Annotated in this window: 26 protein-coding genes; 4 read left to right on the top strand and 22 right to left on the bottom strand. The window is 57.4% G+C overall.

The features are described from left to right. Window positions 1-1,426, bottom strand: a 1,426-nt coding sequence (locus tag FEM54_RS03440; protein WP_171045789.1) for a TonB-dependent receptor, incomplete at its 3' end; no start/stop codon positions are given. 167 nt (window positions 1,427-1,593) lie between these two features. On the opposite strand from FEM54_RS03440, the gene FEM54_RS03435 reads away from it, so the two are divergent. After that, a complete protein-coding gene (locus tag FEM54_RS03435) occupies window positions 1,594-2,223 on the top strand; it encodes a CatB-related O-acetyltransferase (protein WP_138449536.1) in 630 nt (209 codons plus the stop codon). Window positions 2,224-2,228: 5 nt separating this feature from the next. Here FEM54_RS03435 and FEM54_RS03430 read toward each other — a convergent pair whose 3' ends face one another. Beyond that, window positions 2,229-2,870, bottom strand: a complete 642-nt coding sequence (locus FEM54_RS03430) for a glycoside hydrolase family 25 protein (RefSeq protein ID WP_138449534.1) — start codon at window positions 2,868-2,870, stop codon at window positions 2,229-2,231. 469 nt (window positions 2,871-3,339) lie between these two features. Here FEM54_RS03430 and FEM54_RS03425 point away from each other — a divergent pair, with 469 nt between their 5' ends. Together FEM54_RS03425 and FEM54_RS03420 are read left to right on the top strand one after the other, a co-directional pair. Next, window positions 3,340-3,549, top strand: coding sequence for a hypothetical protein (locus tag FEM54_RS03425; RefSeq protein WP_138449532.1), 210 nt, complete (start codon window positions 3,340-3,342; stop codon window positions 3,547-3,549). Between the two features lie 79 nt (window positions 3,550-3,628). Continuing rightward, window positions 3,629-3,988 carry a hypothetical protein gene (locus tag FEM54_RS03420; RefSeq protein ID WP_138449530.1) on the top strand — a complete coding sequence of 120 codons (360 nt, stop codon included), beginning with the start codon at window positions 3,629-3,631 and terminating at the stop codon, window positions 3,986-3,988. On the opposite strand, the gene FEM54_RS03415 is transcribed toward FEM54_RS03420, so the two are convergent. The 13 genes from FEM54_RS03415 to FEM54_RS03355 all read right to left on the bottom strand — a co-directional run bounded on the left by FEM54_RS03415 (window position 3,969) and on the right by FEM54_RS03355 (window position 18,033). Next, on the bottom strand, window positions 3,969-4,466 hold the full coding sequence (locus FEM54_RS03415) for a DUF2514 family protein (RefSeq protein WP_138449528.1): 498 nt from the start codon (window positions 4,464-4,466) through the stop codon (window positions 3,969-3,971). The genes FEM54_RS03420 and FEM54_RS03415 overlap by 20 nt on opposite strands. Beyond that, window positions 4,463-4,996, bottom strand: coding sequence for a glycoside hydrolase family 19 protein (locus tag FEM54_RS03410; protein WP_138449526.1), 534 nt, complete (start codon window positions 4,994-4,996; stop codon window positions 4,463-4,465). Before FEM54_RS03410 ends, FEM54_RS03415 begins: the two co-directional genes overlap by 4 nt. Window positions 4,997-5,126: 130 nt before the next feature. Then, window positions 5,127-6,170 carry a hypothetical protein gene (locus tag FEM54_RS03405; RefSeq protein ID WP_138449524.1) on the bottom strand — a complete coding sequence of 348 codons (1,044 nt, stop codon included), beginning with the start codon at window positions 6,168-6,170 and terminating at the stop codon, window positions 5,127-5,129. A 16-nt stretch (window positions 6,171-6,186) separates the two neighbouring features. Next, window positions 6,187-6,411 (bottom strand): hypothetical protein, encoded by a 225-nt coding sequence (locus FEM54_RS34530; protein WP_240792705.1) that lies wholly within the window; start codon window positions 6,409-6,411, stop codon window positions 6,187-6,189. Window positions 6,412-6,463: 52 nt separating this feature from the next. Next, complete coding sequence (locus FEM54_RS03395; protein WP_138449521.1) at window positions 6,464-8,452, bottom strand: SGNH/GDSL hydrolase family protein; 1,989 nt, start codon at window positions 8,450-8,452, stop codon at window positions 6,464-6,466. Between the two features lie 58 nt (window positions 8,453-8,510). Next, window positions 8,511-11,528: a host specificity factor TipJ family phage tail protein gene (locus FEM54_RS03390; RefSeq protein ID WP_138449519.1), complete on the bottom strand. Its 3,018-nt coding sequence runs from the start codon at window positions 11,526-11,528 to the stop codon at window positions 8,511-8,513. Further along, on the bottom strand, window positions 11,525-11,905 hold the full coding sequence (locus FEM54_RS03385; protein WP_138449517.1) for a nitrite transporter: 381 nt from the start codon (window positions 11,903-11,905) through the stop codon (window positions 11,525-11,527). Before FEM54_RS03385 ends, FEM54_RS03390 begins: the two co-directional genes overlap by 4 nt. After that, window positions 11,905-12,387 carry a DUF1833 family protein gene (locus tag FEM54_RS03380; RefSeq protein ID WP_138449515.1) on the bottom strand — a complete coding sequence of 161 codons (483 nt, stop codon included), beginning with the start codon at window positions 12,385-12,387 and terminating at the stop codon, window positions 11,905-11,907. The genes FEM54_RS03385 and FEM54_RS03380 overlap by 1 nt, the downstream gene beginning before the upstream one ends. Continuing rightward, window positions 12,384-12,836, bottom strand: coding sequence for a hypothetical protein (locus FEM54_RS03375; protein WP_138449513.1), 453 nt, complete (start codon window positions 12,834-12,836; stop codon window positions 12,384-12,386). Before FEM54_RS03375 ends, FEM54_RS03380 begins: the two co-directional genes overlap by 4 nt. Continuing rightward, window positions 12,833-16,030 carry a phage tail length tape measure family protein gene (locus FEM54_RS03370; RefSeq protein WP_138449512.1) on the bottom strand — a complete coding sequence of 1,066 codons (3,198 nt, stop codon included), beginning with the start codon at window positions 16,028-16,030 and terminating at the stop codon, window positions 12,833-12,835. The genes FEM54_RS03375 and FEM54_RS03370 overlap by 4 nt, the downstream gene beginning before the upstream one ends. Before the next feature lie 35 nt (window positions 16,031-16,065). Next, window positions 16,066-16,305 (bottom strand): hypothetical protein, encoded by a 240-nt coding sequence (locus tag FEM54_RS03365; RefSeq protein WP_047711305.1) that lies wholly within the window; start codon window positions 16,303-16,305, stop codon window positions 16,066-16,068. A 71-nt stretch (window positions 16,306-16,376) separates the two neighbouring features. Then, on the bottom strand, window positions 16,377-16,790 hold the full coding sequence (locus FEM54_RS03360) for a hypothetical protein (protein WP_138449510.1): 414 nt from the start codon (window positions 16,788-16,790) through the stop codon (window positions 16,377-16,379). 79 nt (window positions 16,791-16,869) lie between these two features. Continuing rightward, window positions 16,870-18,033, bottom strand: a complete 1,164-nt coding sequence (locus tag FEM54_RS03355) for a phage tail tube protein (protein WP_138449509.1) — start codon at window positions 18,031-18,033, stop codon at window positions 16,870-16,872. Between the two features lie 153 nt (window positions 18,034-18,186). On the opposite strand from FEM54_RS03355, the gene FEM54_RS03350 reads away from it, so the two are divergent. Next, complete coding sequence (locus FEM54_RS03350; protein WP_138449508.1) at window positions 18,187-18,771, top strand: NUMOD4 motif-containing HNH endonuclease; 585 nt, start codon at window positions 18,187-18,189, stop codon at window positions 18,769-18,771. Here FEM54_RS03350 and FEM54_RS03345 read toward each other — a convergent pair whose 3' ends face one another. The 7 genes from FEM54_RS03345 to FEM54_RS03325 are packed head-to-tail and all read right to left on the bottom strand — an operon-like array spanning window position 18,772 to window position 21,959. Further along, the gene (locus FEM54_RS03345) at window positions 18,772-19,167 is read right to left on the bottom strand and encodes a phage tail terminator-like protein (protein ID WP_138449506.1); all 396 of its coding nucleotides are present in this window, start codon (window positions 19,165-19,167) and stop codon (window positions 18,772-18,774) included. Then, window positions 19,164-19,733 carry a hypothetical protein gene (locus FEM54_RS03340; RefSeq protein ID WP_138449505.1) on the bottom strand — a complete coding sequence of 190 codons (570 nt, stop codon included), beginning with the start codon at window positions 19,731-19,733 and terminating at the stop codon, window positions 19,164-19,166. Before FEM54_RS03340 ends, FEM54_RS03345 begins: the two co-directional genes overlap by 4 nt. Continuing rightward, the gene (locus tag FEM54_RS03335; protein ID WP_138449504.1) at window positions 19,733-20,092 is read right to left on the bottom strand and encodes a hypothetical protein; all 360 of its coding nucleotides are present in this window, start codon (window positions 20,090-20,092) and stop codon (window positions 19,733-19,735) included. The genes FEM54_RS03340 and FEM54_RS03335 overlap by 1 nt, the downstream gene beginning before the upstream one ends. 3 nt (window positions 20,093-20,095) lie before the next feature. Further along, window positions 20,096-20,488: a protein singed gene (locus FEM54_RS03330; RefSeq protein WP_138449502.1), complete on the bottom strand. Its 393-nt coding sequence runs from the start codon at window positions 20,486-20,488 to the stop codon at window positions 20,096-20,098. Between the two features lie 40 nt (window positions 20,489-20,528). Continuing rightward, entirely contained in the window at window positions 20,529-20,693 is a 165-nt protein-coding gene (locus FEM54_RS33835) for a hypothetical protein (RefSeq protein WP_171045788.1), read from the bottom strand. Further along, complete coding sequence (locus FEM54_RS33830; RefSeq protein ID WP_171045787.1) at window positions 20,693-20,863, bottom strand: hypothetical protein; 171 nt, start codon at window positions 20,861-20,863, stop codon at window positions 20,693-20,695. Before FEM54_RS33830 ends, FEM54_RS33835 begins: the two co-directional genes overlap by 1 nt. A gap of 43 nt (window positions 20,864-20,906) precedes the next feature. Then, window positions 20,907-21,959, bottom strand: a complete 1,053-nt coding sequence (locus FEM54_RS03325; RefSeq protein ID WP_138449500.1) for a hypothetical protein — start codon at window positions 21,957-21,959, stop codon at window positions 20,907-20,909. Window positions 21,960-22,026 lie beyond the last annotated feature (67 nt).

The raw sequence follows: 22,026 nt of genomic DNA, 5'->3' as shown, positions 1-22,026 counted from the left end.
TTTCAAAGTCCATGTAGAAGTAGCTGGCCGCCAGGTTGATCTCATGGCTGACCGGCCCGGTATGCAACCAACTGCGCACCCCGGCGGTGGCGGTGCGCACGTTTTCATCGCGGGTGAAATCCCGTGGCAATACGCTGAAATCCCCGGCGTTGTTGGTGACGGACACCGCGTGACGCAAGAAGTCGTGGTTGCTTTTACGCGCGCCGACGCCGCCATACAGCATCACGTTATCGCTGAGGTCGAACTCGCCGTTAACCGTGCCGAAGGTGTCATCGGTACGGGCTTTGCTCCAGGGCTGTGCGTAGTTATGCCGTACGTCATTGGCACTCGGCACCCTGGCATTGGCGCCGACTTGTACACGTTCTTGCGGCGCGTCCGTGTCGCGCTCGGTGTGGCCGACATCCGTGGAAAGGCGCAGGCGCTCGCCGCGAAAATCCAGGCCCAGCACGGCCATTTCACGGTCGACGCTCTGGTGATCCCATTCGGTATCGCCGGACTGCTTCACGCCATTGAAACGAATGCCGAACTTATTGTCCTCACCAAAGCGCCGCCCCACGTCCACCGCGCCACCGGCCTGGCTGCCGGACGCCCAGGTGCCGGTCAGCGAGGTAATGTCCTTGTCGGTGGCGCGCTTGGGCACCACATTGATCCCGCCGCCCACGCTGCCGCGCGGCGAGATGCCGTTGATCAACTGGCTCGGGCCTTTGAGGATGTCGACGCGCTCGGCCATTTCCATGTCGATGGTGTACGTCGGCAGTACGCCATAGAGGCCGTTGTAAGCCACATCACTGTTGAACAGGCTGAACCCGCGAATGGTGAACTGCTCGTAGCGCCCGCCCGCCGGGTTGGTGGCGCGCACCGAAGGGTCGCTGGCGACCAGGTCGCCGAGGGTACGCGCCTGCTGGTTCTTCACCGCCTCGGCGGTATAGGTGGTCATGCTGAACGGGGTTTCCATAAAGTCCCGTGAGCCGAGCAGGCCTTGCGAGCCACGCCGCGCCACCTGGCCACCGGCATAGGTATCGCCATCGGCCAACCCAGTGGTACCGACGATGGACGTGGGTGCCAGTTGCAGGCTGCCGCTTTCCGGCACCGGCATCAGCCTGTAGGCCTGCGTGCCCATCGGTTGCAGCTGCAGGCCCGAGCCCGTCAGCAACTGCGCAAAGCCCTCCTCCACGCCGTATTCACCCGACAAGCCGGCGCTGCTGCGACCGCTGACCAGCGCCGGGTCCACCGACAGGTTGACCCCGGCGAGCCCGGCGAAGCGGGTCAATGCGGCGCTCAGGCTACCGGCCGGCACCTGGTAACTGCGGCGGGCGGTGCTGTCTTCGGCATAGCTGAGCGGGACAAATAACGGGCTGGCACTGAGGCTCAGCATCAGGCTCAGGTTCAGCAACGGGCGCAAGCGCATGGGTCGGACTGCGGGCATGGGGAGTAGCTCTCGATTTTGTTCACTTGCCTGGAATGACAGGCGAGGCGCAAAAAAGGGACAGGGGTTGGCGATTTTTTTCAGCAGATAAAGCCTTCGTCTTGCATAGAGGGCAGCCATTGCTCACGATGTCGCCTGATTTCAATCTCTGCATAAAGGCTCACCGCATGAAGTTATTGCGTAAATGGCGCGAAAAAAAAGCGCGCAAGGCAATACGCGCGCTCTCCCCGCTGGAGCGCTCGACGCAAAAACTGCGCAACCGCTATCCAAACTACAGCTTTGGCATAGGCACCTACGGCGATTTGAAGGTGCACGACTGGCATGAAGGCACGACCCTGCGTGTCGGCGCCTACACCTCGATTGCCGGCAATGTGGAAGTGTATTTGGGCGGCCATCATCGCACCGACTGGCTCAGTTGCTACCCCTTCCCCGCCAAGATGAAAAGCCTCGCGCACATTACCGACTTTGGTGGAAGCAAAGGCGACGTGATCATTGGCAATGATTGCTGGATCAGCTCCCACGCGAAGATTCTGTCGGGCGTGACCATCGGCAATGGCGCAGTCGTGGCGGCAGGCGCGATTGTGACCAAGGATGTGGCGCCTTACGCCATCGTCGGCGGCAACCCGGCCAAACATATCCGTTGGCGTTTTGATGAATCGACTCGGCTGATCCTTGAGCAATCCGCCTGGTGGGACTGGCCGGAGGCGGAGGTGCGTGAGGTCGCGCATTTGCTCTGCAGTACGGATATCGGGCCGTTTGTGGAGTACCTCAGCCAGCGCGGGCGTTCGGCTGGCTGAAGCCTTCAGCGCTTGACCCAATCCAGATCCACGGCACCTTGAATGCCATCGACCTGGCCTTTGCTGCTGTGCTGCCACCAGTGCCAGCGCTTGCCGTGGCTACGCCAGGTTTCGGGCACCGTCGGCTGCTTGGCATCCCAGTGGGCGATCCACAACGGGCACCGGCTGAAATCGTACTTGCGCCACGCCACACGGTCAGCCCAGATGCTGGGTGACGTGTAGATGTAGGGATGGGCGCCATCGAGCACCTGCGTGCTGAGCAGCATTACCAGTTCGTACAAGGCATCGGCCATCTGATCCGGGCTCGCCGTTTCGTTGCGCGAGGTTTCTACATCAATGGCCAGGATGTGCTTCCCGACCTCGAAGTTGGCCTCGCAGAGCCGTTGCCGAATATTGGCCAGTTGTTCGCCGGGGGTACTGCTCAGTGCACGAAAGTAGTGGTAAACCCCCGCAGTCAAACCGTGGGCCAGCATCCCGGCAAAGTTTGTTGCAAACCGAGGGTCAGTGTAGGTGCCCCCTTCGGTCATCTTCACAATGGCATGGGTGACACCGGCTGACGCGACGCGGCGCCAGTCGATCTCTCCTTGCCAGCGCGATACATCAATGCCACGAGCATGGGTGGTAGGGGTTTGCTGTTCACAACTCATGAGTTTCTCCAAGACGCTGGGTGCTTTATGCAACCTTTCATCTCGGATACTTTCATCCTTAGGCGCCGAAAATCCGTATATATGTACTACCTGCGTAGGGATGTCTAGGGTATGGCAGAGGGTATAACGGTGAAGGATTGGGGCGTTACCCCAAAAGCGCGCGCATGAAAAAGCCCAATCTTTTCAGATTGGGCTTGATCGAGAATATGGTCGGGACGGAGTGATTCGAACACTCGACCCCTAGCACCCCATGCTAGCGGACGTTCTGAAAAGCCTTGAACAGCAACACCTTACGTAGGCGCCCACTGCAATCGACGCCTAACGATGTTGAACGGTGATTAACGAATCCCCGCAAATCTCCCTACAGGCTTTCTTCCAGAAAGTCCCTGCCCACGGCGTCCTGCTGACCGAACACAAAACCACAAATAATGCCGACTGCTAAGCTGTTCACTCCACTAGAGGAACGCCAATGCCAAACTCAGACCTACTCCCCTCGCTGCTCTCAAAGTTGTACGAAAACCAACTGGCTCTTGAAGCTTCCATCGTGGAGATAGCGAACTGGGTAGAGCAGCGCGGCTCTGCCGACGTGGCTGAGAATGTGCGCGGCCCCTTGCACACCATCGACGAGAACGAAGAATTCATCAAGCTGACCCTGGCCGTTCTCATGGCGCCAGACTAACTGCCTCTCGTCGCCTCGAATCGCGGCCCGGCAATACCTCGATTACTGTTCGCATATACAGTATTTGAGTTTGCCCACCATGAAGCTCGACAAAAACACCTGCGAGTGGCTTGGATGCCCTACGCCCCTGGAAATGTATCAGCACCAGTGCGCCCTGCTCGAGGACGAGCTGACCGCGACCCAGAAACGGCTGACCGAGGCGCGCCGGAACATTGCCGGGCTGGTGCAGATGTGCGACCTGCTCGCTACCAGCAAGGCTGCGGCCGAGACTGAACTCAAGAAGGCGCTCGACAACATCGCCCGACTGAATCATGAAGCGTGGGAATTGGAAGGCGAGGCCCGTGCCCTCAATTCGGTCTCCGGCCAGCGGGATCTGCTGCTCAGGGAGAATCAGCGCCTATTGCTGGAACTGAGCGTACTCAGGGGACCGCAGCCCTGACAGATTGGTAGCTCCGCTCGCAAGTCAGGCCGGCTATTCGGGCGCGGTCATAAGCTGCCGCCAGCTCTCCCGCTCTTTTGTCAGCCCGCTGGAGCAGGTCGGAGAGCACCATGGCGGCGCGGGTGGTTGACGCGCCTCGCTGGGCAACTCCGGGATCGCCGCAGGCAGTGGCGGCAAACTTACCGGCTTCGATGTGCAAGCTGTCACCAGCAGCATCAGCAGTGCCGGCATCAACAGCTGCAGCTTTGTTTTGTTCTCGCGCATCGCTTGCTTCCTTATTCACTGCCGACTGCCGGCGCTGTTCTTCTTCTCGGGCCACGCGCCCAGCCTCACTGATGGCAAGCGCCTGGGCCTCGCCCAATACCGCCAGCTTCTTACCGAAGCGCCAATCTTGAGCAAGCCAAGTAGCGCCGGCGGCACTGGCCATTAGCGCCAGGACCAGCAACACAAGCCCAGCCAGCTTCTGCACCGGCGTCATGCCAGCACCTTCAGCGCCCTGTCGTACAGCTCCTGGCGATCGGCCTTACCGGTGAGCCCGCCGTTGATGCGCCGGGTGATCTTCACGAAGTCGCCATTATCAGCAAGGGTATTCAGTCCATTGATCTTCCAGAACCAAGCCGCCGACGCGGCCGCCCACTGCGGTAGCTCCAACAATTCGGGCTTGCTGATCAGGTCCAGGCCCAGAGCCTCACCGCACGCGGCATAGTTCGCCCGGCCGGTAATCTGGATCAGTCCACGGCCACGAAACTTGGAGCCATCACCTTTAACGGTGTTGCCCAGGTCAGCACGGCCTTCATAGCCGAGTTGCTGCGCGGTTGGCCCCCAGATCTCGCGCACGTAGCGCAGCTGGCCAGACTCATGCCCGACCTGGGCAATGAATGCGGCTACCCGCAGCGTGCCGACGATGGCGTAGCGGTTCATGGCGGTGTTCAGCACAGGAACAAAAACGCCGGCTTGGTGGCCGGCGTTCGGGAGGATCTGTAGTAACTGCTGCTCGGTAGACGGCATACTTTTCTCCAGGCGAGAAAAAGCCCGCTTCTGGCGGGGAATTTTCTTTTGCATGTATATTTAACAGCAGCAACCAATAGATTTAATTATTTAGACATCTAGAAAATAAAATATCCAACCAACAATAAATCTACTTAACTCTGTTGCCTCTCCTTGCCTTACGCTGACTCTTCTTTTTTTCTTTAGAAAACTTAGCGTCTTTTTTCTGCTTTTGACGAGAAAAATAGAACTCATCTTTTCTGTTATCTGCCAAGGTTCCTGAGATCTCACCCACCCAAGGACTTAGCTTGCTCCAGTTGGCTGCGCTACGTGTATGCGCGTTAGTTCTTATACGCTCCAACCATTTATGCCAAATAGCGTCAACCTCTTTAACGCCAGATGACCCAATATAAATCTTCTCCATCTCCATCACAAAACTAGTCAAGATCACTACGCGCTCGACCTTACTCTTATAGCCCTCAGGAACTGCGTATTTAGAAACTGACAACTCGGCAGACAACCCTCCAACCTTGCTACATATATCATACAACCTATCAGAAATTTCAGGATGCGTTCCACTATGCTGTATATCAGGAAACCCCCTAACCCCCCAGTAGACATAAAATACAACCATCTTCCTTATTAGCATATCGTCAACAAGCCCAGCAAAAATCTTTTGCATGTAGCGATATATTCCGGCCACTGCGCACAGATCAGCGTCAAACTCCGTAGCTTTATCTATATCTTCTTTAGACAAGCTCAAAGCAGAACGTTTTCGCTGCGGGGTTAGAGAGTGATCAACTAAAGCTGCCGACAAGACACTTGCGCATACGCTGTCATGCTTTCTATAAAGATGGACATACTCATGAGACAAAGCCCATGCCAAGCCCAAGTCAAGTACTAGATTGAATCCAAATATGTTAGGTGCCCCTGGCAAAACCTTTGATATATCTGGATACTTAGCAGCCATATAGTGATCAATTAGACCAGTACTAAACCTAATACAATTCATCCCCTCAGAGGCAACTGCCTGAACCGTATCTTCCTCATAAACCTGTAACCAGGGCATCTCCTCTTGAATTCCAAAAACACTTCTATGGTGTTGTATACATGACAACGCAGCGGCTAAGGCATTCTCTATTGCCCCCCTTCTTTCTAGATCTTGGATAGACCCTAAGAATTCTTGTAATTCCATTAGTGCTCCTCCCTGTTTAATTTTTTTCAGAAAGGTAATCTACAATACAGGCGCCAGAGTAGCTATAGCCATCGAATATACTGCTGAGCGCCGGATTTCCGTCGCGGTGCTTCTTGCCCGTATCTGTGATGACGGCGAACATTTTGTCATCGGGTGTCACTTCCAGGCGATTCTTTTTTGGCTTGTAGATGAAATGGTGCTGAAGCCCGTAAACAGCCAAGCCGCTCACGCCCAGTCGCAAGCCAGGCGCCCACCACTTTAAGTGGCGGGCGCCCAGCGTCAGCTCCGCTTGATTAAGTCGGCATCCAGCGCATACCAGATAGCGAAACTTCTGTCGGTGTGCCAGATACCTCCTTAATCGATACATTGCCACCGATCCCCACAACCACCCGAATCGAACCGGTATTGCAGGATAGCTGGAAGACCTCACCAAGTATCGGAGCGCCATTTGGTACTGCGGAGAACACACTAAATAACACTGTGTTCGCAACTAGCGTACCCGGCCGCAGCAATCCTCTCGCGCTAATGAAGCCGGACTCCTCAATAATGAGCTGAGCGACCATCCAGTTGGGGGCGTCGAAGTTCGACCATCCATTTTGTAGTGTGAGGTTGTAGCCAGCCCCCGTGAACAAGGTCCATGCGCCAGGCGCAGACGTAAGCGAATTTCGACGGTGTACCTTAGTGATCGATCGGTTAAACGGTGTGACCTCTTGAGTGACGATACCGTCCGCGTGCTTTTCAGAAACAACCATGCCATCTGATGGCCAGTCGGTTGAAGCAGTCCTATAGATTGCCCGACCATATGGCATATTTTCCGGCGGCGCCAACGCAGTGAGCATCGTGTGAGATGCGGCAATATTTCGATAGTTGTTAGCCATTCTTTGGCTGAGGTTGTCCGGGAAAATATTTCTCGCAAGCTCGCCCCATATCCACATGTTGCCAAAATTATTTGGATGGATATGGGTGTCTACGGGCGGCGAACCATACGGAAGCGTATCCATCCACAGATGGGCAGCATTCTTGGAGTCCCGCAAGAATGCGTACGTATCAAAAAAGTAGCATTGGTACATACGCGCAAGCTTTCTATAAACCGGGGCGATACGCTCGCACCATAACTGCGACCTACCATTCACCCAGTCGTTCGTGCTGTTCGCCCCCTTCAGAATAATTGTTAGGCTTTGAACATTTCGCGCAGCGCGAATAGCTGCAAGCTTGGCTGACATGTTGTTGAAAAACGCTTCTTCATCACCAGCGGCTGGGTCATTAGTACCGTAACCTACGATAAGGCAGTGGGTCGAGGTGTCTGCGATAATCTGAGACGTATCCCATTGCGGCGATGCTGATCCGCTAACAGCCAAATTATTGATTAGGATACCAACCAAGCCCCGATCTAAGCCTTGATCACTTAGTACTCCGGCTGGTGTATATGGGGCAACACTATTGACCCCTACCACAGTGCTGTCACCGACCATCATTATCTTGACGGCATTGTGGCTAGATATCTCGTTGTGCAGCGCATAAAGATATTCATTACCTAACTGGTAGCTGAGCCTGTCCGCGTAACTACTCAAGATATCAAAGGTAGATGAATCTGCAGGGTTTGGTGTTTCTACAAGATCGCCGCCATGGAACGTAACACCGGTTGGGTTGGATACAATGCCTGTATTATTTTGCCCAGCCGGAACAAGCACCCTTCTATCTTTTGAGGCTCGGCACTCGACAAGCGCTGCTGCTACCGCAGTAGTGTTGTCTGTATTTGGCGCACCACCATAGTCCGGCAATGAAAGGGTCTCGCGATCCTTGCTCTGCTGGTCTCGGAAAGAAGCGTTCACCCCTCTCTGTTGAAAACCAACGGAGGCCGAGCCTGAGCGGGATGCAAGCATTTGACGCAGCGAATCATCACCGTTAGCAATCCACTTTGCTGAATCCGCAGGGAAGGTAGTGGTAACGAACGGCAGCGAGGCCTCTTTTGGTCGGTACAGCTCACCGTTATAAACCACGGTTTGAGTTGTGCGAGTAATGCTGATGCCTGGGGCGTAAGGCACAGGCACCTCATACCCGCTGCTTTGCAGAAACTGCTGAAACTCGGCACTTCTCTGAACTTGGGCGGCGTTATGCTCCGCTGTCATACCTGCCCAGGTTTTCAGAGTCTTCCCAAGCCGGCCAAACCATGTGAGGTCTGAGCTATTTACCAGCTTGTCGATGATCGCCGCGTTGTCTTTCAGGTCGCGCGGATCTGTCGAGCCGTTTGGTTCTAAAGGGTTTCCGGTATTAAAGGCCATGGTTTTCCCCGAGGCAAAAAAAAGCCCGCTCAGTGGCGGGCCTTGAAAGGTTTGATATCTAAGTTGCTGCGGGTGGGTAGTTGTCGTCGTCCGCGTAAAACACCGGGGAATACTCGGTCGCTGTGACGGCGCAGGACCCGTCCTGATTCGGGGTTATCTCGGTGATCATCGCCGGGTAGCCGACTTGTTCGCTTGGCCCGAACAAGAACCTTGCGGGCTCGATGCTCAGGTCGGTGACGATATCGAAGTCGATTGCATTAAGCGGCACCAGCACCTGGTGAAAGCCAGCATCCTTCGGCTCAAAAAGGCTTGTGACCGTGCCGTCGTGCCGCCGGATAACGGCGCGCGGCGCAACCATCGACCAGTCCATCTCTTCGCTCAGCGTGAGTAGGTACTGGCCGTCGAGCGCCTCCACTGCGGTGATCAGTGCGCTACTGGTGGTGTTCGGGATGTCATCGGCCAGCGTGATGTGGTCGATGTCGTCAAACACCAGTGCATCCATCTCGGTATCGACGCTGTAGCCCCAGCGCGAGAACTGATACTTGCGCAGCTGTCTCATGCCGATGCGCCAGGCGCGTGTTTCGTCTGAAACCCCGTCCAGCTGGATTTTGTCTACCTTGAGCCCAAGGCTTCCAGACAGCCGGCAGGGCCTCGTTTCCTTGCGATTGGTGTACTGGTCGATATATTCAACATCCACCCCGTCGAAGTCGTCAGGGCTTGGCGCGGTAAAGCTGGCCTGTAGCTCGCTGGTCATTTCGTGCGGCGTGATGACCCCGCGCGGCGGCTGAATGCCTTCACGCTTTACGCTGAGCAACCCATTGCCGCTGGAAAGGTGCGACATGCCGGCAGTGAAGATGCCCTGCAAGACCTCCCGAACCGCCGTTGGCTTTTCGTGCGCCATGTCGTAGAGCTCGCTGCGCGGCGTCCAGTAGTCCTGGTCCACCGCATTTAGCGCATCCATGTCGATCAGCGATTCATCGATCCCGAGCCCCTGACAAACATGCAGCGCTGCCCCTTTGATGGATCGCGCCGGAGCATTGTCGTAGATGCGAGTCGGCACACAGTTGATCTGCCGTTCCGATTGGGCGCTGAGGCGGTCGCCACCACGGATATCCATGGTGATGACGGTGATCCCCTCGTAAGAGCCTGGATCAGGTAACAGCGTGCGCAGGCCGTACCATTGGATCGCGTCACGCACCTGGCCGCCCTCGACCGGCTGAACCCGTCGCATTTGGAACTCAGGGCGCAGCGGGTAAGGAAACACCACCCCATGGGTGAATCCGATCTGGTCTGGGGTTGCGTCGGTATATGTGTGGGTGATTGTTGTCCAAGCTCCGCCTACCGCAGAATCCCTCCACCGCACCTCGATGGACTTGGTGAGCATTTTTATATTGCCGGACTTGCTGTAGTAGCAGAGTCCCTGGCTCAGGAAGACATCGTATTCAGCCTGGGTTGCCAGTTCGTATTCTGGGCAGCCCATGAACGAACCGATCCAGTTGCCAGCCCCGCCGCTTCCAGACAACGAGAAATCAAGCAGGGTTCTGGCGGTGAATCCAGCCCAGGCATTGTCGACCACGCCCGCATCAGTGATTCGTTTCACCGTGGCGGTGAGACCTGAAACCGACACGATTTGAAACCTGTAGCCTCGGTAGGCAAGCGAAAGCCGTTGCTGGCCGGCAGCGACACCAGAGAAGGGAGTGCCGTTATCAAAGCTCAGCGTGACGCTCGCAAGCTGCTCAGGGGTACCGCCTGCGGAAGCAGTGCCGACGGTATAGGTCGGCCCAGAGCCGAAGATCGCCACCGGCGCGCTGGTTTGCGAGATCGGGCCACCTTTATAAGGGCTGAGCGGCTCAATCAGGCGAAGCCGGCCGGAACTGTCTTGCGCCACAAGACCGGTGCCCGACAACTGGGAAGTGATCGTCGAAACAAGCCCGCTCATGTTCACATAGTTGGTGTTCAGGGATATGGTTTTGGTGACTCCCTGAAAGGTCACAGACCATACCACCGCGCCCGACGTGAAGTCGTAGCCGGACGGGGATGCGCTGCCTGTAACCATAGACGGTGATCCGCCAACCCCTGGGACTGGCGCGACATAAGGAGTCACGCTTGCCACCGTCAAATCGATTTCTGAATCGCTACCCAGCGTTACCTTCATGCCAACGAACGGTGCAAGGTCGGACAAGGCGCCGGCGATTCGGCTGTACGAGCCTGCGGTCGTTACCGTGAATGTGTCAGGCGTGACCAGTCGAACGACAGTGCCGGTGTCCCACGCGTCAGGGAATCGGGGACTGTTACCCAGCAAGGAAACTGTATTCCCGCTGATCAGCATGGAGTCAGCCAAAGCGGCTGCCTCTGTGGGTGCGGTGCTCGAAAGGTCAAGGCCCGCGGTACCAGCGTTTGTTCCGCCAACCTCCGTGGCCGGGTACCAGTTTCTGGCGCGAGAATCACCCAAAAGTGATGCGCCCGGCTCGTAAATTTTGTAATTCAGGTCGGAACCAAACGCCGCAAAGGGCGTGTCGCCAACCTTAAGCGTGCTGGGAGGAATCGAATTACGCCCCCGGCCAACGGACATGGCCAGAGTTGTTACCATCGTCCGCTTGTTTACAAATCGCGTTACTGGCGGCACCAGCAGGTCGGGATAGACCTTGGCCATGCCAAGCACTTCGCGGATTGGCGAGTTCAGCTTGGCGTGGTTGCCTGTGGCAGTGGCCGCGTCAATGTCGTCGCCTTGCTGTTGCTTGGCGGCCTTGGCCTTCGGCATGGTGAGGATCAGCACAATCGAAATAGCAGCCAAAGCTACCGCCGCCCAGGCCGCAGCCGCAGCGCCCACTGCACGCGCCTCTGGAAATATCTTCACATCCGTGTCGCGATCAATGACGGTCACTGACCACTGATCCACCGGCACCAGGACGCCCTCTAATTCAATGCAGATTGGGTGAACTGCATTGATATCGAAACCTTTAGCGTTCGCCGAAAGCCAACCTGCGAGGGTGGCCGGCTCTTTAACCTGGTGCGACTCCAGCGGCACGCAGTCGCCTTCTTTGACACCAATGCGGGATGGGTAAATTTCAATCACTTGTAATACTCCACCCGCACGAAGCGGCGCTTGAGCCTGTGCAGAGGCAGGCAGATTGTGCGTTGCTTTTCGGTGATCTCCATTGCCTCAAGTGAGGCGCCGCAGCGAATCACAACGCCTACGTGACGCATCTCGCTACCCTGGTAGAGCGCAATCAGCGCACCCTCTTCCGGCTCGCATGGCGTGAGAGTGGGAAACCATTTGCCAGCCACCTCAACCATCGAGCCGTCGCCGGCGCGAATATCAGCCCACTCTGGCCAGTCGGGCAGGCCGAGGTCGCGGCGAACCTCAAGGACCAACCCATAGCAGTCAACAAACGGCCACACTCTCCCGCCCTCGAGGTACTGGCCCTCGATGTATTTTTCGTGATCGATCATTATTGGTACCGCATGCCTGGGGCGAAATCGCCGGTGTAGTAGTTGCGGAGCCAGAGGGTTTCGAGCAGGTTGAAGTAGCCGGCCACGATCTGGGCTTCGGTTGCGGTGACCGAGCCGCTCTTGACCTTGTAACGCAGGATCTTCGACGGATAGGCCAGGTCGGTGCTGATGTACTCCCTGTACACCAGGTTGATCTCACGGCGCTCCCTAAGGGCCGCGCGCAGGAACCCGGAGACGCTTCCATCGATGTTGCATAGCGCAAACTTCAGGTCCTGCTTTCCATCGCTACCGCGCTTTGGCAGAGCAATCGATATACCGCAGGCGAGAAACGTCGCCATGCCGCCGGTCTCAAGCCCGACCACTAAATCCTCAAATCCATCCGTGAGAAAGTGATGGGCCACACCGTCCGTGACCTCAAGCGTTCCATGGAGAATTTCCGTGCCGCCGCTTGAATAAAGCCGGTTTAGTACAAAGCTCGTCATGATGGCCAGTCCTTGTTCACAGCCAGGTCAATCAAGTTCATGTTCAGCAGATATTCAGGCGCGTAAATGGCCCAGCCACCGGTGAGAATTGGTCGCTCCCACAACTGCAGCGTCGCGGTGAACATGAAGCGATCGACGCCAAAAAGTATTGGCCCTTCGTAGATGTCCTTGAAGTGGGCCTTGTAAGGCAGCAGGCCCTGAGGCGTTCTAAGCTCAACCTCGAACCATTGCGAGCCAGAGATCAGGACTTCTTCGAACCACGCTTCAAAGTACTGGGCCTCCTGATCGCTCATGTTCCAGGTGACCTTGGCATCTGTCGGAACCGATGAGTATTTCCTTCGGTACCGCGTGCGCCCGGTCTGCATGGCAGTTGACTTTATGGGGCTGACCGGGCTGAAGCCATAACCGTCTCGCAACGGATAAGGCAGACCGCTTGGGTATTCAATCATCGTGCAGCCCTTCCCATGCCTAGCATCTGCTGAATGGCCTTGGCCTCTTTGCCGTTTTCACGGATGTTTGAGACGAAGTAGTCAGTGATCCACTTGCCGTCTACCTGGCTCGACTGGCTTTGACCGGCCTTGCTGGCGTCCTCGATCACATTGACGACCGGTGCCGCACCAACCTGCGGACGGCTTGCATCCGGGCCAGTGCCTTTTGCGCCTGGGCGGATTGGCGAGACGTTGCCTTTGCGTAACGCCTCAACTGCCGCCACACCGCCGTAGCGCTGGATGTCCTTCTGACTCCAAACCACCTCCCCCTTGTGCACGGTGCCGGCAGCCTCGTTAACGCCGCCCGAACCGGTGTAGCCACCAGCGGAGAAGCCAATGCCTGCGATGTTCGCAACGTTGGCAGCAGTGGCCACACCAACAGCAGCGGCTGCTGCGAAGTTGAACGGCGGCGGGAATGCGGCCAGGGCCTTCTGCACGGCCAGATAGCCGTCCATGGTGGCCTGGATGATTGCCGCCGCCTTGCCGATCGCGGCGAGCTTCTTGTTGCCGGACTGGCTGAGGCTGGCCATGTTGCCGAAAAATTCGGATGCGCCGACCAGCAACGCCTGGTTCTTGGCCTCTTCTATCTTCTGGCGGTTTTGCGTGGCCTGCTGGTCGATGTTCGCCACGCGCGCGGCGTAGGTCTCTTCGTTGATTGCTTTCAGGTCGAGGTATGCAGCCTGCTTTTCAAGCTCGGTTGCGCGCCAGACCTCCAGCTTCTTCGCCGCCTCATCGAGCCGGTCAATCTCGCTGACCGGACCGCCAACAGATGCGTCGAGGCCTGGGGCGCTTGGAGCCTGAGTGACGCCCTCAACAGTCCCAGGCTTCTGTGCAGCCTTCAGGTTTATGTCGCGGATCTTGATCATCGTCTCAAGCCGCTTGGCGGCCTCGACGTTGCCCTGGCGCTCGTACTCGGCCAACTGAGCCGCATCATCAAGGGATGATTTCAGGCTGTTGGCTTCTCGGAGTTGCCCGGTGAGCGTAAGCAGCTGCACCTGATCCTTCTGCGCCTGCTGAATGCTTTTGCTGATCTCCGCTTCGCGCTCAAGCGCTACGTTCTTCTTGAGCTGGGCAGTGATCAGGTCCTGGCTGGCCAGCAGCGACTTTTGATCGGCGGTGAGCGTCTTCTTGCCTTTGATGTCGGCGAGTTGCTGCTCCCACTTGATCAATGCCTGCGCCTGGGCGCCGACCTTCTCGGTGGCGATGCCCTGAGCATTCAGCGAAGCGTTCTGCTGGAGCAGGACGGCCTGGGTCTGGCGCGCCGCATCCAGCGCCTTCATGCCAGCATCTTCGGTGTAGGCCTTGGCTTTCGGGGTTTTAGGTTGAGCCTTGTCGTATTTGGCCTGTATATCAGCAACCACCTTGTCGATATCAGCCTGCGACTTTCCTGCCTCCACACCAAGTCGCCGCGCGTCGGTGATGTCCTTTACAAGCTTGGCCTGGTCGGATAGCTCTTTCTTGGTCAGAGCGTTCCATTTTGAGTCGGCTTCGATGCGTGCCTGGTTGTCGCGAGTAGTTTTCCCGTCAAGCTCCGCGCTGGCTTTTACAACCTCAGCGTTCTGCTTAAGGAGAGCGAGCCGCTTCTCAAGCGCTGCTGTGGAGTCATCGTTATTGCCATCATCAAGGCCAAGTGCGCCGTTCAGCTTGCTCAGCCCTGTCGATACGGCGCCAGCGAACCCGCCGTCCTTGCGGGTCTTAAGAATTCGCTCGATGATTTCAATTTGCTTCGCGGAGTCGGGAAAGAGCTCACCACGAACTTTGCTGTAGGCGTTGCTGATAGCGATGCCAATGTCATTCCAGTCACGCTCGACATCAGAGAGAGATGCACGATACTTTTCAAGTCGATGTTGAGCGTTCTCATTCAGGGACGCACTCAAAACATCTAAGGCCTCCTGCTTCTTGCCTTGCTGATCAAGTGCGGCAATGACCTCATATTGAGCGCTTGTGAGCAGGCCGTATTTTTCGCTTATTTTTTCGGCGGCCTTCGTTGCGCTGTCGCCTACGTTGGCGAGGTCGGTTGCTACTTCTGCCGCGCCTTTTCCCGTGTACGCAGAAATCGCAGAGGCTGCCTGAGCCAGGTCTACAAACTGTGCTTGGCTTAGCCTGCCGCTGCCAGCCAGCGCAATCACCGCATCGTTTGCTGAAGAAATGCTTCCGCTAAGGCTTGCGGCTGACTTCGCGATAGCAGCAAGTGATGCGGCCGTTTGTCCCGAACTAGCTGACCCAGAGAAGAGAGCCTTGTTGAATGCGCTGACCTCTTTGTGCGCATCGTAAAAAGCCAAGGCCAGGCCACCCAATGCGACAGCTCCAGCCGCCAGCGGATTCAAAAGGCTAGAAGCCATTCCCCCAAGCATTTTCAAGGCATTTCCAGTACCACCAGCGCTCACGCTGATCTGCTGGAAATTTCGAGTCACTCCAGCCCAATCACCCGACTTTAGTGCATTCAAAAGCTGCGCAACGTCTCGCTGCGAGCCCTTGGTTGCAGTGCTGAAATTATTCAATGCCGAGGCATTGTCTCCAATGATCGCAGAGAAACGTTTGTATCCTGCCTCGTCGAGATCGCCTTTCTTGAACGCTGCTGCCAGTTGTTTCTGCTGATTGACCAGGTCGAGCTGCTTGGCTCGAACAGGATCTAGCTTTGCCAGGAGCTTTTCCAACTCCTCGGAATAAGTGCCGGTCGCTGACGCGGTCCTTTTAACTGAGTCGGCTTGCTTGGTATTCGACCCCACATTGGCGTCCGACTCTTCGCGCAGACGCTTTGCCAGATCAGCAAGGCTTTTCGCTTTGCCAGCTGCGGCATCAAACGAATCGGAGGCCTTCACGGTGCTGGTGGACAGCGAGTTCAGGTAAGTGCTTGCGTCGAGAGACGACTTGGCTATCGCCTCAATTCGCGCGCGGGCCTCGGCATATGATTCCCCCGCCTTCTTGCTTGAGGCGCCAGCCTTATTGGAACTTTCGGAAAGGTCATCAACTGAGTCGACAGCTTTTGAAGAGCTCTTGCCGACTTCGTCAATCCCGGACGCGGCCTTCCTCATAGAGTTCTGCGTGGGTATCCCGGCCGACTCCAGCGCCTCAAGAGCCTTGCGGACGTCTGCCGCCTTTTGCTCAGCGTCGCGGCTGTCGATCTCAAGGACCAGGCGTGAAGTTTGAGTCATGTTGCCTCCGGGCATAATTGCCGCAGGGCGGCGGATCAGTCGTCTTCTTCGCTCAGGCAAATCACATCCAGCGCAAACATCACCTCATCCACCTCCCGGCGATCCAGGGGCGAAGGGTGAGCGTCGAGCCAGTCGGAGATTTCGCGGGCAGACAGCGGCAGCGGGAAGGCTCCCACCATGGTTGTTATAAAGCGGCGGCCCCGGCAGACGCCGAAGAACGTGGCGAGCAGGTGCTTGGTGATAGGGTCGGTCGGCGGCTCTTCGGGAATTTCCATGCGCAGGCGCTCATAGATGGCCCGGCGCTTGTCGGCCTGGCCGCCCCACTCCCTTTCCCACTCGAACCGGGTTACTGCTTTTCCACGGTTTCAGCCAGTTCTTTACCGGCTTCGACCGTGGACTTGCTGGACTCGCGCAGCACGAATAGGAAGAAGTCGATGTTTGCCACTAGCAGTTCTTCGCATACAGCTGCATCGAACTTGAGAGGGTTGCCCTGATCATCCTGAACGCCGTCCCAGTCCTTTACGACGAACTGGGCCAGCAATGCGCAGTGACTATCGTGCTCGGTTTTTTCGCCATCGAAGACGCCGACATCGCCCTGGCCAAAGCTCGCGTCATTGCGCTGGATGCGCCGGCGCACGCGCTCTAGGGCAATCAGGTATTCGGGGTTATCGATGCCGCACAGCTGAATCTTGGTTTCTTCGTCGAACTTGGCCCAACGCAGGTCGGTAACCGGGGCTTTCTTGCTCAGTTTGAGAGCCATGTTAAATCCTCAACGCCGCGCCATAAAAAAGGCAGCCCAGGCAGGCGTTAGAGCCTGGGCAGCCAAAAGGTTGATCGTGTTACGCGGTGACGGTGATCGTTGCAGTGCTGGTCTTGGTGCCGTCGGCAACGCTGGTGGCGGTGATGACGGATGTGCCAGCAGCAACGCCGGTGACCAGGCCAGAACTGTTAACGGTGGCAACCGATGGGGTAGCGCTTGTCCAGGTGACAGCCTGATTTGCGCCAGCCGGTGCGACGGTCGCCGTCAGTTGTCGGGTGGCCGCAACAGCAATCGAGGCGGTGCCCGGCGCAACAGTCACGCCAGTAACAGCGGTCGGCGATGCGAGTCGGGTGATGGTCGGGCTGATCTTGGCGACGGTGTAGTTCAGCGTCACTTCAATCAGGTCGCGCTTACCGCCGCTCGGCAGTTCGCCATCCACTTCCACCGCTGGGAAGTTGAAGGTGTACTTGTTGCCCAGGGCGTCGGTGATCGGGAACACCACGGAGATTGGCAGACGGGTGAAGGTCTTCTTCCAGATCTCCCAGGCGCGCTTGGACCAAGCGAGGGTGATGGTACCGGTGATGGCCGCTTCGGTAGCGATCTGCGCGCCCGGGCCGAGCTTGGTGTTGCCGATGCAGCGCTGGGCCTGGAGGCTGTTGTCGAGGTTGATGGTCATGGCCGATACGCACGCCACGCCTTCCAGCGATTCGCCGTCTACAGAGATCGTGCCGACGTTGTTGTTCGACAGAAACGGCGTGGTGGTGGGAGCGTTCGGCGACACCACAATCGGGGTATCGCTGTCGGTATAGTCCAAGCACGCCATGTTGAAGGTGGCCGTCACCTTGCCGTCAGACGGAATGTCGAGGGCGAAGGTGGAGACGTGGGCACCCTTGAATACCGAGTAGACGCCTACATCGCTGTAGCCCTTGGCGATGCTGTAGGTGTTTCGGGTATCGCCCACAGATAGCACGTCGCCCGTCCATACGCCGTAGAAAGCCGCTTCCAACAGCTGATCGAACGAGCCGAACGAGAACTCCGCCGTCAGGTCGCCGCCGATGTCGGTGCTGGTGGCCACCGAACCCTGGCTGATACGGGAATCAGTGATCTCGTCACTGACTGCGGTGTTGACGGTTGGGGTCAGTGCGTTGCCGGTCAGGCGCAGCGTGTCCCAGGTGCCGGTGGGGGTAACGCCGGGCGTCACCTCCTTGATGATGTGACTTACAACTTTGGCTCCGCTACTCATTTTTTGCACCTTACTGTTTGGTGTTGACGTTTTGGCCCGAAGGCACGGCTCTGTTAAACTTGGTGTGCGGCTAGGGCATGCAACCCGAAAATCTGGTTCATCACCGGCCTGCCGCACCCCTCAGTGATGATTACTCTTTGATGGAGAGTGAGAATGTTAGAAGTTTGGAAATCAGTGTCAGGAATGGAAGACTCATATCAGGTCTCCAGCGCGGGCTCGGTACGTTCAATTGACCGCATATGCACAGGTCCTTCTGGTCGCCAGAGACGGCGAAAAGGCGCCCCCATGAAGCAAACTTTGAGCAAGGGATACATGGTCGTTGGCCTGTTTTCGAGCTCAGGAAAGGTAGTTCGTAGGGTTCACAGATTGGTGGCTGAGGCCTTCCTCGGCGCGCCAGAAGATGGCGCCGTTACGAATCACAAAGATGGCAACAAGCTGAATAATCAAATCCAGAATCTTGAGTGGACAACAGTTCAAGGGAATACCCTCCACTCTTACGAAACCGGCCTTCAGCTTGGTCGCAAAGGCGTTACCCACCACAACGTTAGGCTTAGCGAAAACGAAGTTATATCAATCGTTAAAAAACTCTCTATGGGCGCTTCTCAGATCGATCTTGCTAAGGAGTTCGCGGTAAGCCAGGGCCAGATATCCTTGATAAACCTTGGCAAGCGCTGGGAACACCTTAACCTCAGTGCTTATGGCTCCCCACCATATGGCAGAACTCACAGACGATCATGATCATCCGGCGCGGAACCGGATGTTCACGTTGATCTGGTAGAAGCCTTCGAACTCACCGGCTACAACCTGGCTGGCTTCCATGCATTCGAGGTCGCCGGACAACCAGTAGGCGAAGTGCGCTTCGAGCGCGTCGGCCAGTTCGTTGATGGCCTTTGTGCCGGTATTGAGCCGGGCAAAGCATTGGATGCTGACTTGCCCCGGCTTGCGCGTGTAGGGCTTGTCGGCCATGCCAGCCATGAAGGCGGTGGCGTACTGCACGTTGAAGCGGCACCAAAGGCCGGTGGCCGGTGGCGTGAATACTGTCGGCTGGTTCGGGTAGTCAATCCGCGCCTGGTCAATTCCGGTGAAGGCGACCATCCGCGCAGTGAGCGCCGCCCTGATTTGCTCGTAGGTCATTTGTAGGCCTCGCTCACGCCGATAAAGGCCAGTCCGTATACCCCGCTGGGGGCCTGGGTCGAATGCCCATTCTCCAGCGCCTCTGCATACGGCAGGTTGGTCTGGATATAGATAACCGGGAACAGCCCGGCCGACTGGATGGTGCTTGTGCCATCCGAAATAGTTGCAGTTCCGTCTGCGTCGACGCGATCCGTCACGGTGAAATCTGGCGCCCCAATGGAAACGATGTGGCTACCTCGGAATGTCCCTCCAATGTAGCCCTTGCCAGTGGCGCGCTCATCAACGTAGAAATTTTCCTTCCTTTCCCGCTGCGTGAGCTTCTTGAACTTTTTACCTGCTTTTGACGCATTGCGCGCATCGACATTGGCGTCGTAAGCGTCTGCCAGCGAGACATTCTTCGCCTTGCGCTGGATGTTTGCCTGCCACAGGTCAGGCCTGCCAACAGGTGACCGAACCACCACTTCCTGCAGCATGGCCTGGGCAATTACCCTGGCCATCTGGCTGATGTCTTCTGAGGCTTTATCCACGAAGTCGGTGAGGTTGGTACTCCATCCAGTCGTTGCCATCAGACTTTCCTCAGCTGGATCTCGTAGTGAGCGATCGCCGGGTCAGTCTGCACGTTGATCACGTCGAAACCGTTGATCTTGTGGCCGATGTCCGGCGTGCCGCCGATTGTTTCGTTGGTCAGTGCGATCAGCAGTTGGTCGGTGGCGCGGATGTTTACGCCGTCCACCCTGTCCACCTTGAAGGCATCGAACACGCCCCGGCCGGTGTAAGCAATGACCACTGGCGGTCCAGCCGCTTCTGTGACCGGATCCCACGTACCGGGCAGCGTAACGCCGCCGGCGAATGGCTGCACAGCATCAGCCAGGTCAGTGTCGAACGCCTCGGCCAAGTCCTTCTGGATATCTTCGCGAAGGCCCACGGGTCACCCCCTGTCTACGCGGAAAGAAAACGGACTGGTACGCCAGGGAGAAAGCAGCGCCAGCGCGAACTGCACGTCACCGGGCTGGGCAATGATCTTGCTGCTGTCCAGCGAGGCAAACGTCTTGCTGGTGCTGACCGATCCGGCCTTGACCGTCTTGGCCTCAAGAGACCCCTCGGTCTGCTGCTGGTACAGCTTGCCCTGGGCAGCGACTGACGCCAGTTCGGCGCCCGCCTGCTTAACCTCGTCAGGGATGGCGTTCATATCGACGCCAACAAGGTTCAGGGAGGTCAGATAGGCGTTTGCCTGCAACACTGCGCGGGCTTTCTTGTCATCTGGCGCCCAGCTGGTGCCGAGGATGGCGTCAACGTCCGCCACGGTGATGTAGGTAGCCATCTGGCCTCCGCTTGAATGAGTGGGGCCGAAGCCCCGGGTGTTACTTGCTTTCGTCGCCGCCGCCGTTTTTGCGGGCGGCCTTCTGCTGCGGCTCGACACGGACCAAGGCTTCAGCTTCTACGTTTTTAGCCTTCAGCCTGACCTGGCCGTCCTCGTCTTGCTCGAGTCCGGCGAACTGGGTCTTTTTCACGTAGTTGTCAGCCATCACGCGCTCTCCAATGCTTTGATGCGGGCGGCCATAGCTGTAAGCGTGGCCTGCAGGTCACCGGCGGCGATGCCGTTGGTTGCATCGGCGGCGACCTGAACTGTTGCGGCTGCGGGTTTCGCGGACTTTAAAGAGCGCGGCAAACCCTTGCCAGTTTTTTGGGTAGCCATTGGCATGTACTCCTTGATGGGGCGGCGCACCGCCCCTTATGGCTTAGGCTGCCGGAACACCGGTGACCAAGAACGCGATAGGAACGTGCTTACGCTCCATCACGCGGTTCCAGTTGGTCGCCAGCGCCAGATCCTGCCAGGAGGCAGAGCGCGGCGTGGTTTCGGTGCCGTTACCGGTGATGGTGGCCGACAGGAAGCTGTAGCCCAGCGGGTGCAGCAGCCAGGTCTTGCGGCTCCACAGCACTTCAACACCGCCACCGTTACCGCGAGCCTCTTGGCGCTCGTAGGCGGTTGGGTGCTCAGGAGAGCCTTCACCGTAACCGATGGCACCTTGGCCAAAGATCACGTTGATGAACTTGCGCGAGCTGCCGGTACCGATCACAGTCATCTGGTCGTCGATCACCAGTCGGTAGCCCTGGTAGGTCGCGATCTGGGTGTTGTTGTCGGCGTCGCGGATGAAGTCGATCAGCTGCTTCTTGCGCATGTCGCCATACACAAAGCTGTGCATTGCCATGACGCCCAGCACCTGGCCGCCAGAACCCATCAGCGCATCACCCATGGTCTGGGTTGCGTCGATGAAAGCGCCTGCATCGAAGCCGCCGGCAGCAGACACGTCAATTACCATGTCGTTCTGGGTGTGGAACGCATCGGTTGCGCCGATGTTATCGTTGTAGATCCCCAGAGATGTGGCCAGCAGGCGGCGCTGCGCCTGGCGCTGCCAGAAGTTGTCCAGGCGAGCGGCAACGGATTGGAGCGGGTTCTTGCTGGTCAGTTCGACAGTCAGGTCAGCCTGGCCGAAACCTTCGTTGAGGTATGCAACGCGAGCCATCATGTCGCCAGTTTCGATGTTGCGCGGCTCGGCCACGTCGGCATACACGTCGTTCGAGTAGTTTGGCTCGATAGACGCGTCGATCGACTTCCAGTACGGAATGTTCGCGATGTTCGATGGGCCGCGAGCGATCTCGGCAGCGTACGGGGTTGGGGTGAGAATGCCGGACTCAAAGAACGCGGTCTTTTCAACCGGGTCCTGGGTCAGGTACGAGGTCAGCACCGGGATATTGCCGGTGATGATATTGCCGATAGTGGTGATAGGCATGGGGCCTTATTCCTTGGATTTGGCCTGTTCAACCAGCTGGTTGAACAAGGTCGGGTTCTCATTGGAG

The sequence above is a fragment of the Pseudomonas edaphica genome (assembly GCF_005863185.1).
Classification (GTDB): domain Bacteria; phylum Pseudomonadota; class Gammaproteobacteria; order Pseudomonadales; family Pseudomonadaceae; genus Aquipseudomonas; species Aquipseudomonas edaphica.
The sequence above is the reverse complement of the archived record's forward strand: the minus strand, read 5'-3'. Positions and strand labels throughout refer to the sequence as shown.

What these genes read in the sequence shown, in the direction of transcription:
- FEM54_RS03340 (WP_138449505.1), bottom strand. Translation starts at nt 19,733, where the DNA reads ATGGCAACGACTGGATGGAGTACCAACCTCACCGACTTCGTGGATAAA.
- FEM54_RS03360 (WP_138449510.1), bottom strand. Translation starts at nt 16,790, where the DNA reads ATGGCTCTCAAACTGAGCAAGAAAGCCCCGGTTACCGACCTGCGTTGG.
- FEM54_RS33835 (WP_171045788.1), bottom strand. Translation starts at nt 20,693, where the DNA reads ATGGCTGACAACTACGTGAAAAAGACCCAGTTCGCCGGACTCGAGCAA.
- FEM54_RS03420 (WP_138449530.1), top strand. Translation starts at nt 3,629, where the DNA reads ATGAAGCTCGACAAAAACACCTGCGAGTGGCTTGGATGCCCTACGCCC.
- FEM54_RS03415 (WP_138449528.1), bottom strand. Translation starts at nt 4,466, where the DNA reads ATGACGCCGGTGCAGAAGCTGGCTGGGCTTGTGTTGCTGGTCCTGGCG.
- FEM54_RS03430 (WP_138449534.1), bottom strand. Translation starts at nt 2,870, where the DNA reads ATGAGTTGTGAACAGCAAACCCCTACCACCCATGCTCGTGGCATTGAT.
- FEM54_RS03325 (WP_138449500.1), bottom strand. Translation starts at nt 21,959, where the DNA reads ATGCCTATCACCACTATCGGCAATATCATCACCGGCAATATCCCGGTG.
- FEM54_RS03380 (WP_138449515.1), bottom strand. Translation starts at nt 12,387, where the DNA reads ATGACGAGCTTTGTACTAAACCGGCTTTATTCAAGCGGCGGCACGGAA.
- FEM54_RS03370 (WP_138449512.1), bottom strand. Translation starts at nt 16,030, where the DNA reads ATGACTCAAACTTCACGCCTGGTCCTTGAGATCGACAGCCGCGACGCT.
- FEM54_RS03425 (WP_138449532.1), top strand. Translation starts at nt 3,340, where the DNA reads ATGCCAAACTCAGACCTACTCCCCTCGCTGCTCTCAAAGTTGTACGAA.
- FEM54_RS03405 (WP_138449524.1), bottom strand. Translation starts at nt 6,170, where the DNA reads ATGGAATTACAAGAATTCTTAGGGTCTATCCAAGATCTAGAAAGAAGG.
- FEM54_RS03395 (WP_138449521.1), bottom strand. Translation starts at nt 8,452, where the DNA reads ATGGCCTTTAATACCGGAAACCCTTTAGAACCAAACGGCTCGACAGAT.
- FEM54_RS03410 (WP_138449526.1), bottom strand. Translation starts at nt 4,996, where the DNA reads ATGCCGTCTACCGAGCAGCAGTTACTACAGATCCTCCCGAACGCCGGC.
- FEM54_RS33830 (WP_171045787.1), bottom strand. Translation starts at nt 20,863, where the DNA reads ATGGCTACCCAAAAAACTGGCAAGGGTTTGCCGCGCTCTTTAAAGTCC.
- FEM54_RS03355 (WP_138449509.1), bottom strand. Translation starts at nt 18,033, where the DNA reads ATGAGTAGCGGAGCCAAAGTTGTAAGTCACATCATCAAGGAGGTGACG.
- FEM54_RS03385 (WP_138449517.1), bottom strand. Translation starts at nt 11,905, where the DNA reads ATGATCGATCACGAAAAATACATCGAGGGCCAGTACCTCGAGGGCGGG.
- FEM54_RS03365 (WP_047711305.1), bottom strand. Translation starts at nt 16,305, where the DNA reads ATGGAAATTCCCGAAGAGCCGCCGACCGACCCTATCACCAAGCACCTG.
- FEM54_RS03345 (WP_138449506.1), bottom strand. Translation starts at nt 19,167, where the DNA reads ATGACCTACGAGCAAATCAGGGCGGCGCTCACTGCGCGGATGGTCGCC.
- FEM54_RS03330 (WP_138449502.1), bottom strand. Translation starts at nt 20,488, where the DNA reads ATGGCTACCTACATCACCGTGGCGGACGTTGACGCCATCCTCGGCACC.
- FEM54_RS03435 (WP_138449536.1), top strand. Translation starts at nt 1,594, where the DNA reads ATGAAGTTATTGCGTAAATGGCGCGAAAAAAAAGCGCGCAAGGCAATA.
- FEM54_RS03350 (WP_138449508.1), top strand. Translation starts at nt 18,187, where the DNA reads ATGTTAGAAGTTTGGAAATCAGTGTCAGGAATGGAAGACTCATATCAG.
- FEM54_RS03375 (WP_138449513.1), bottom strand. Translation starts at nt 12,836, where the DNA reads ATGATTGAATACCCAAGCGGTCTGCCTTATCCGTTGCGAGACGGTTAT.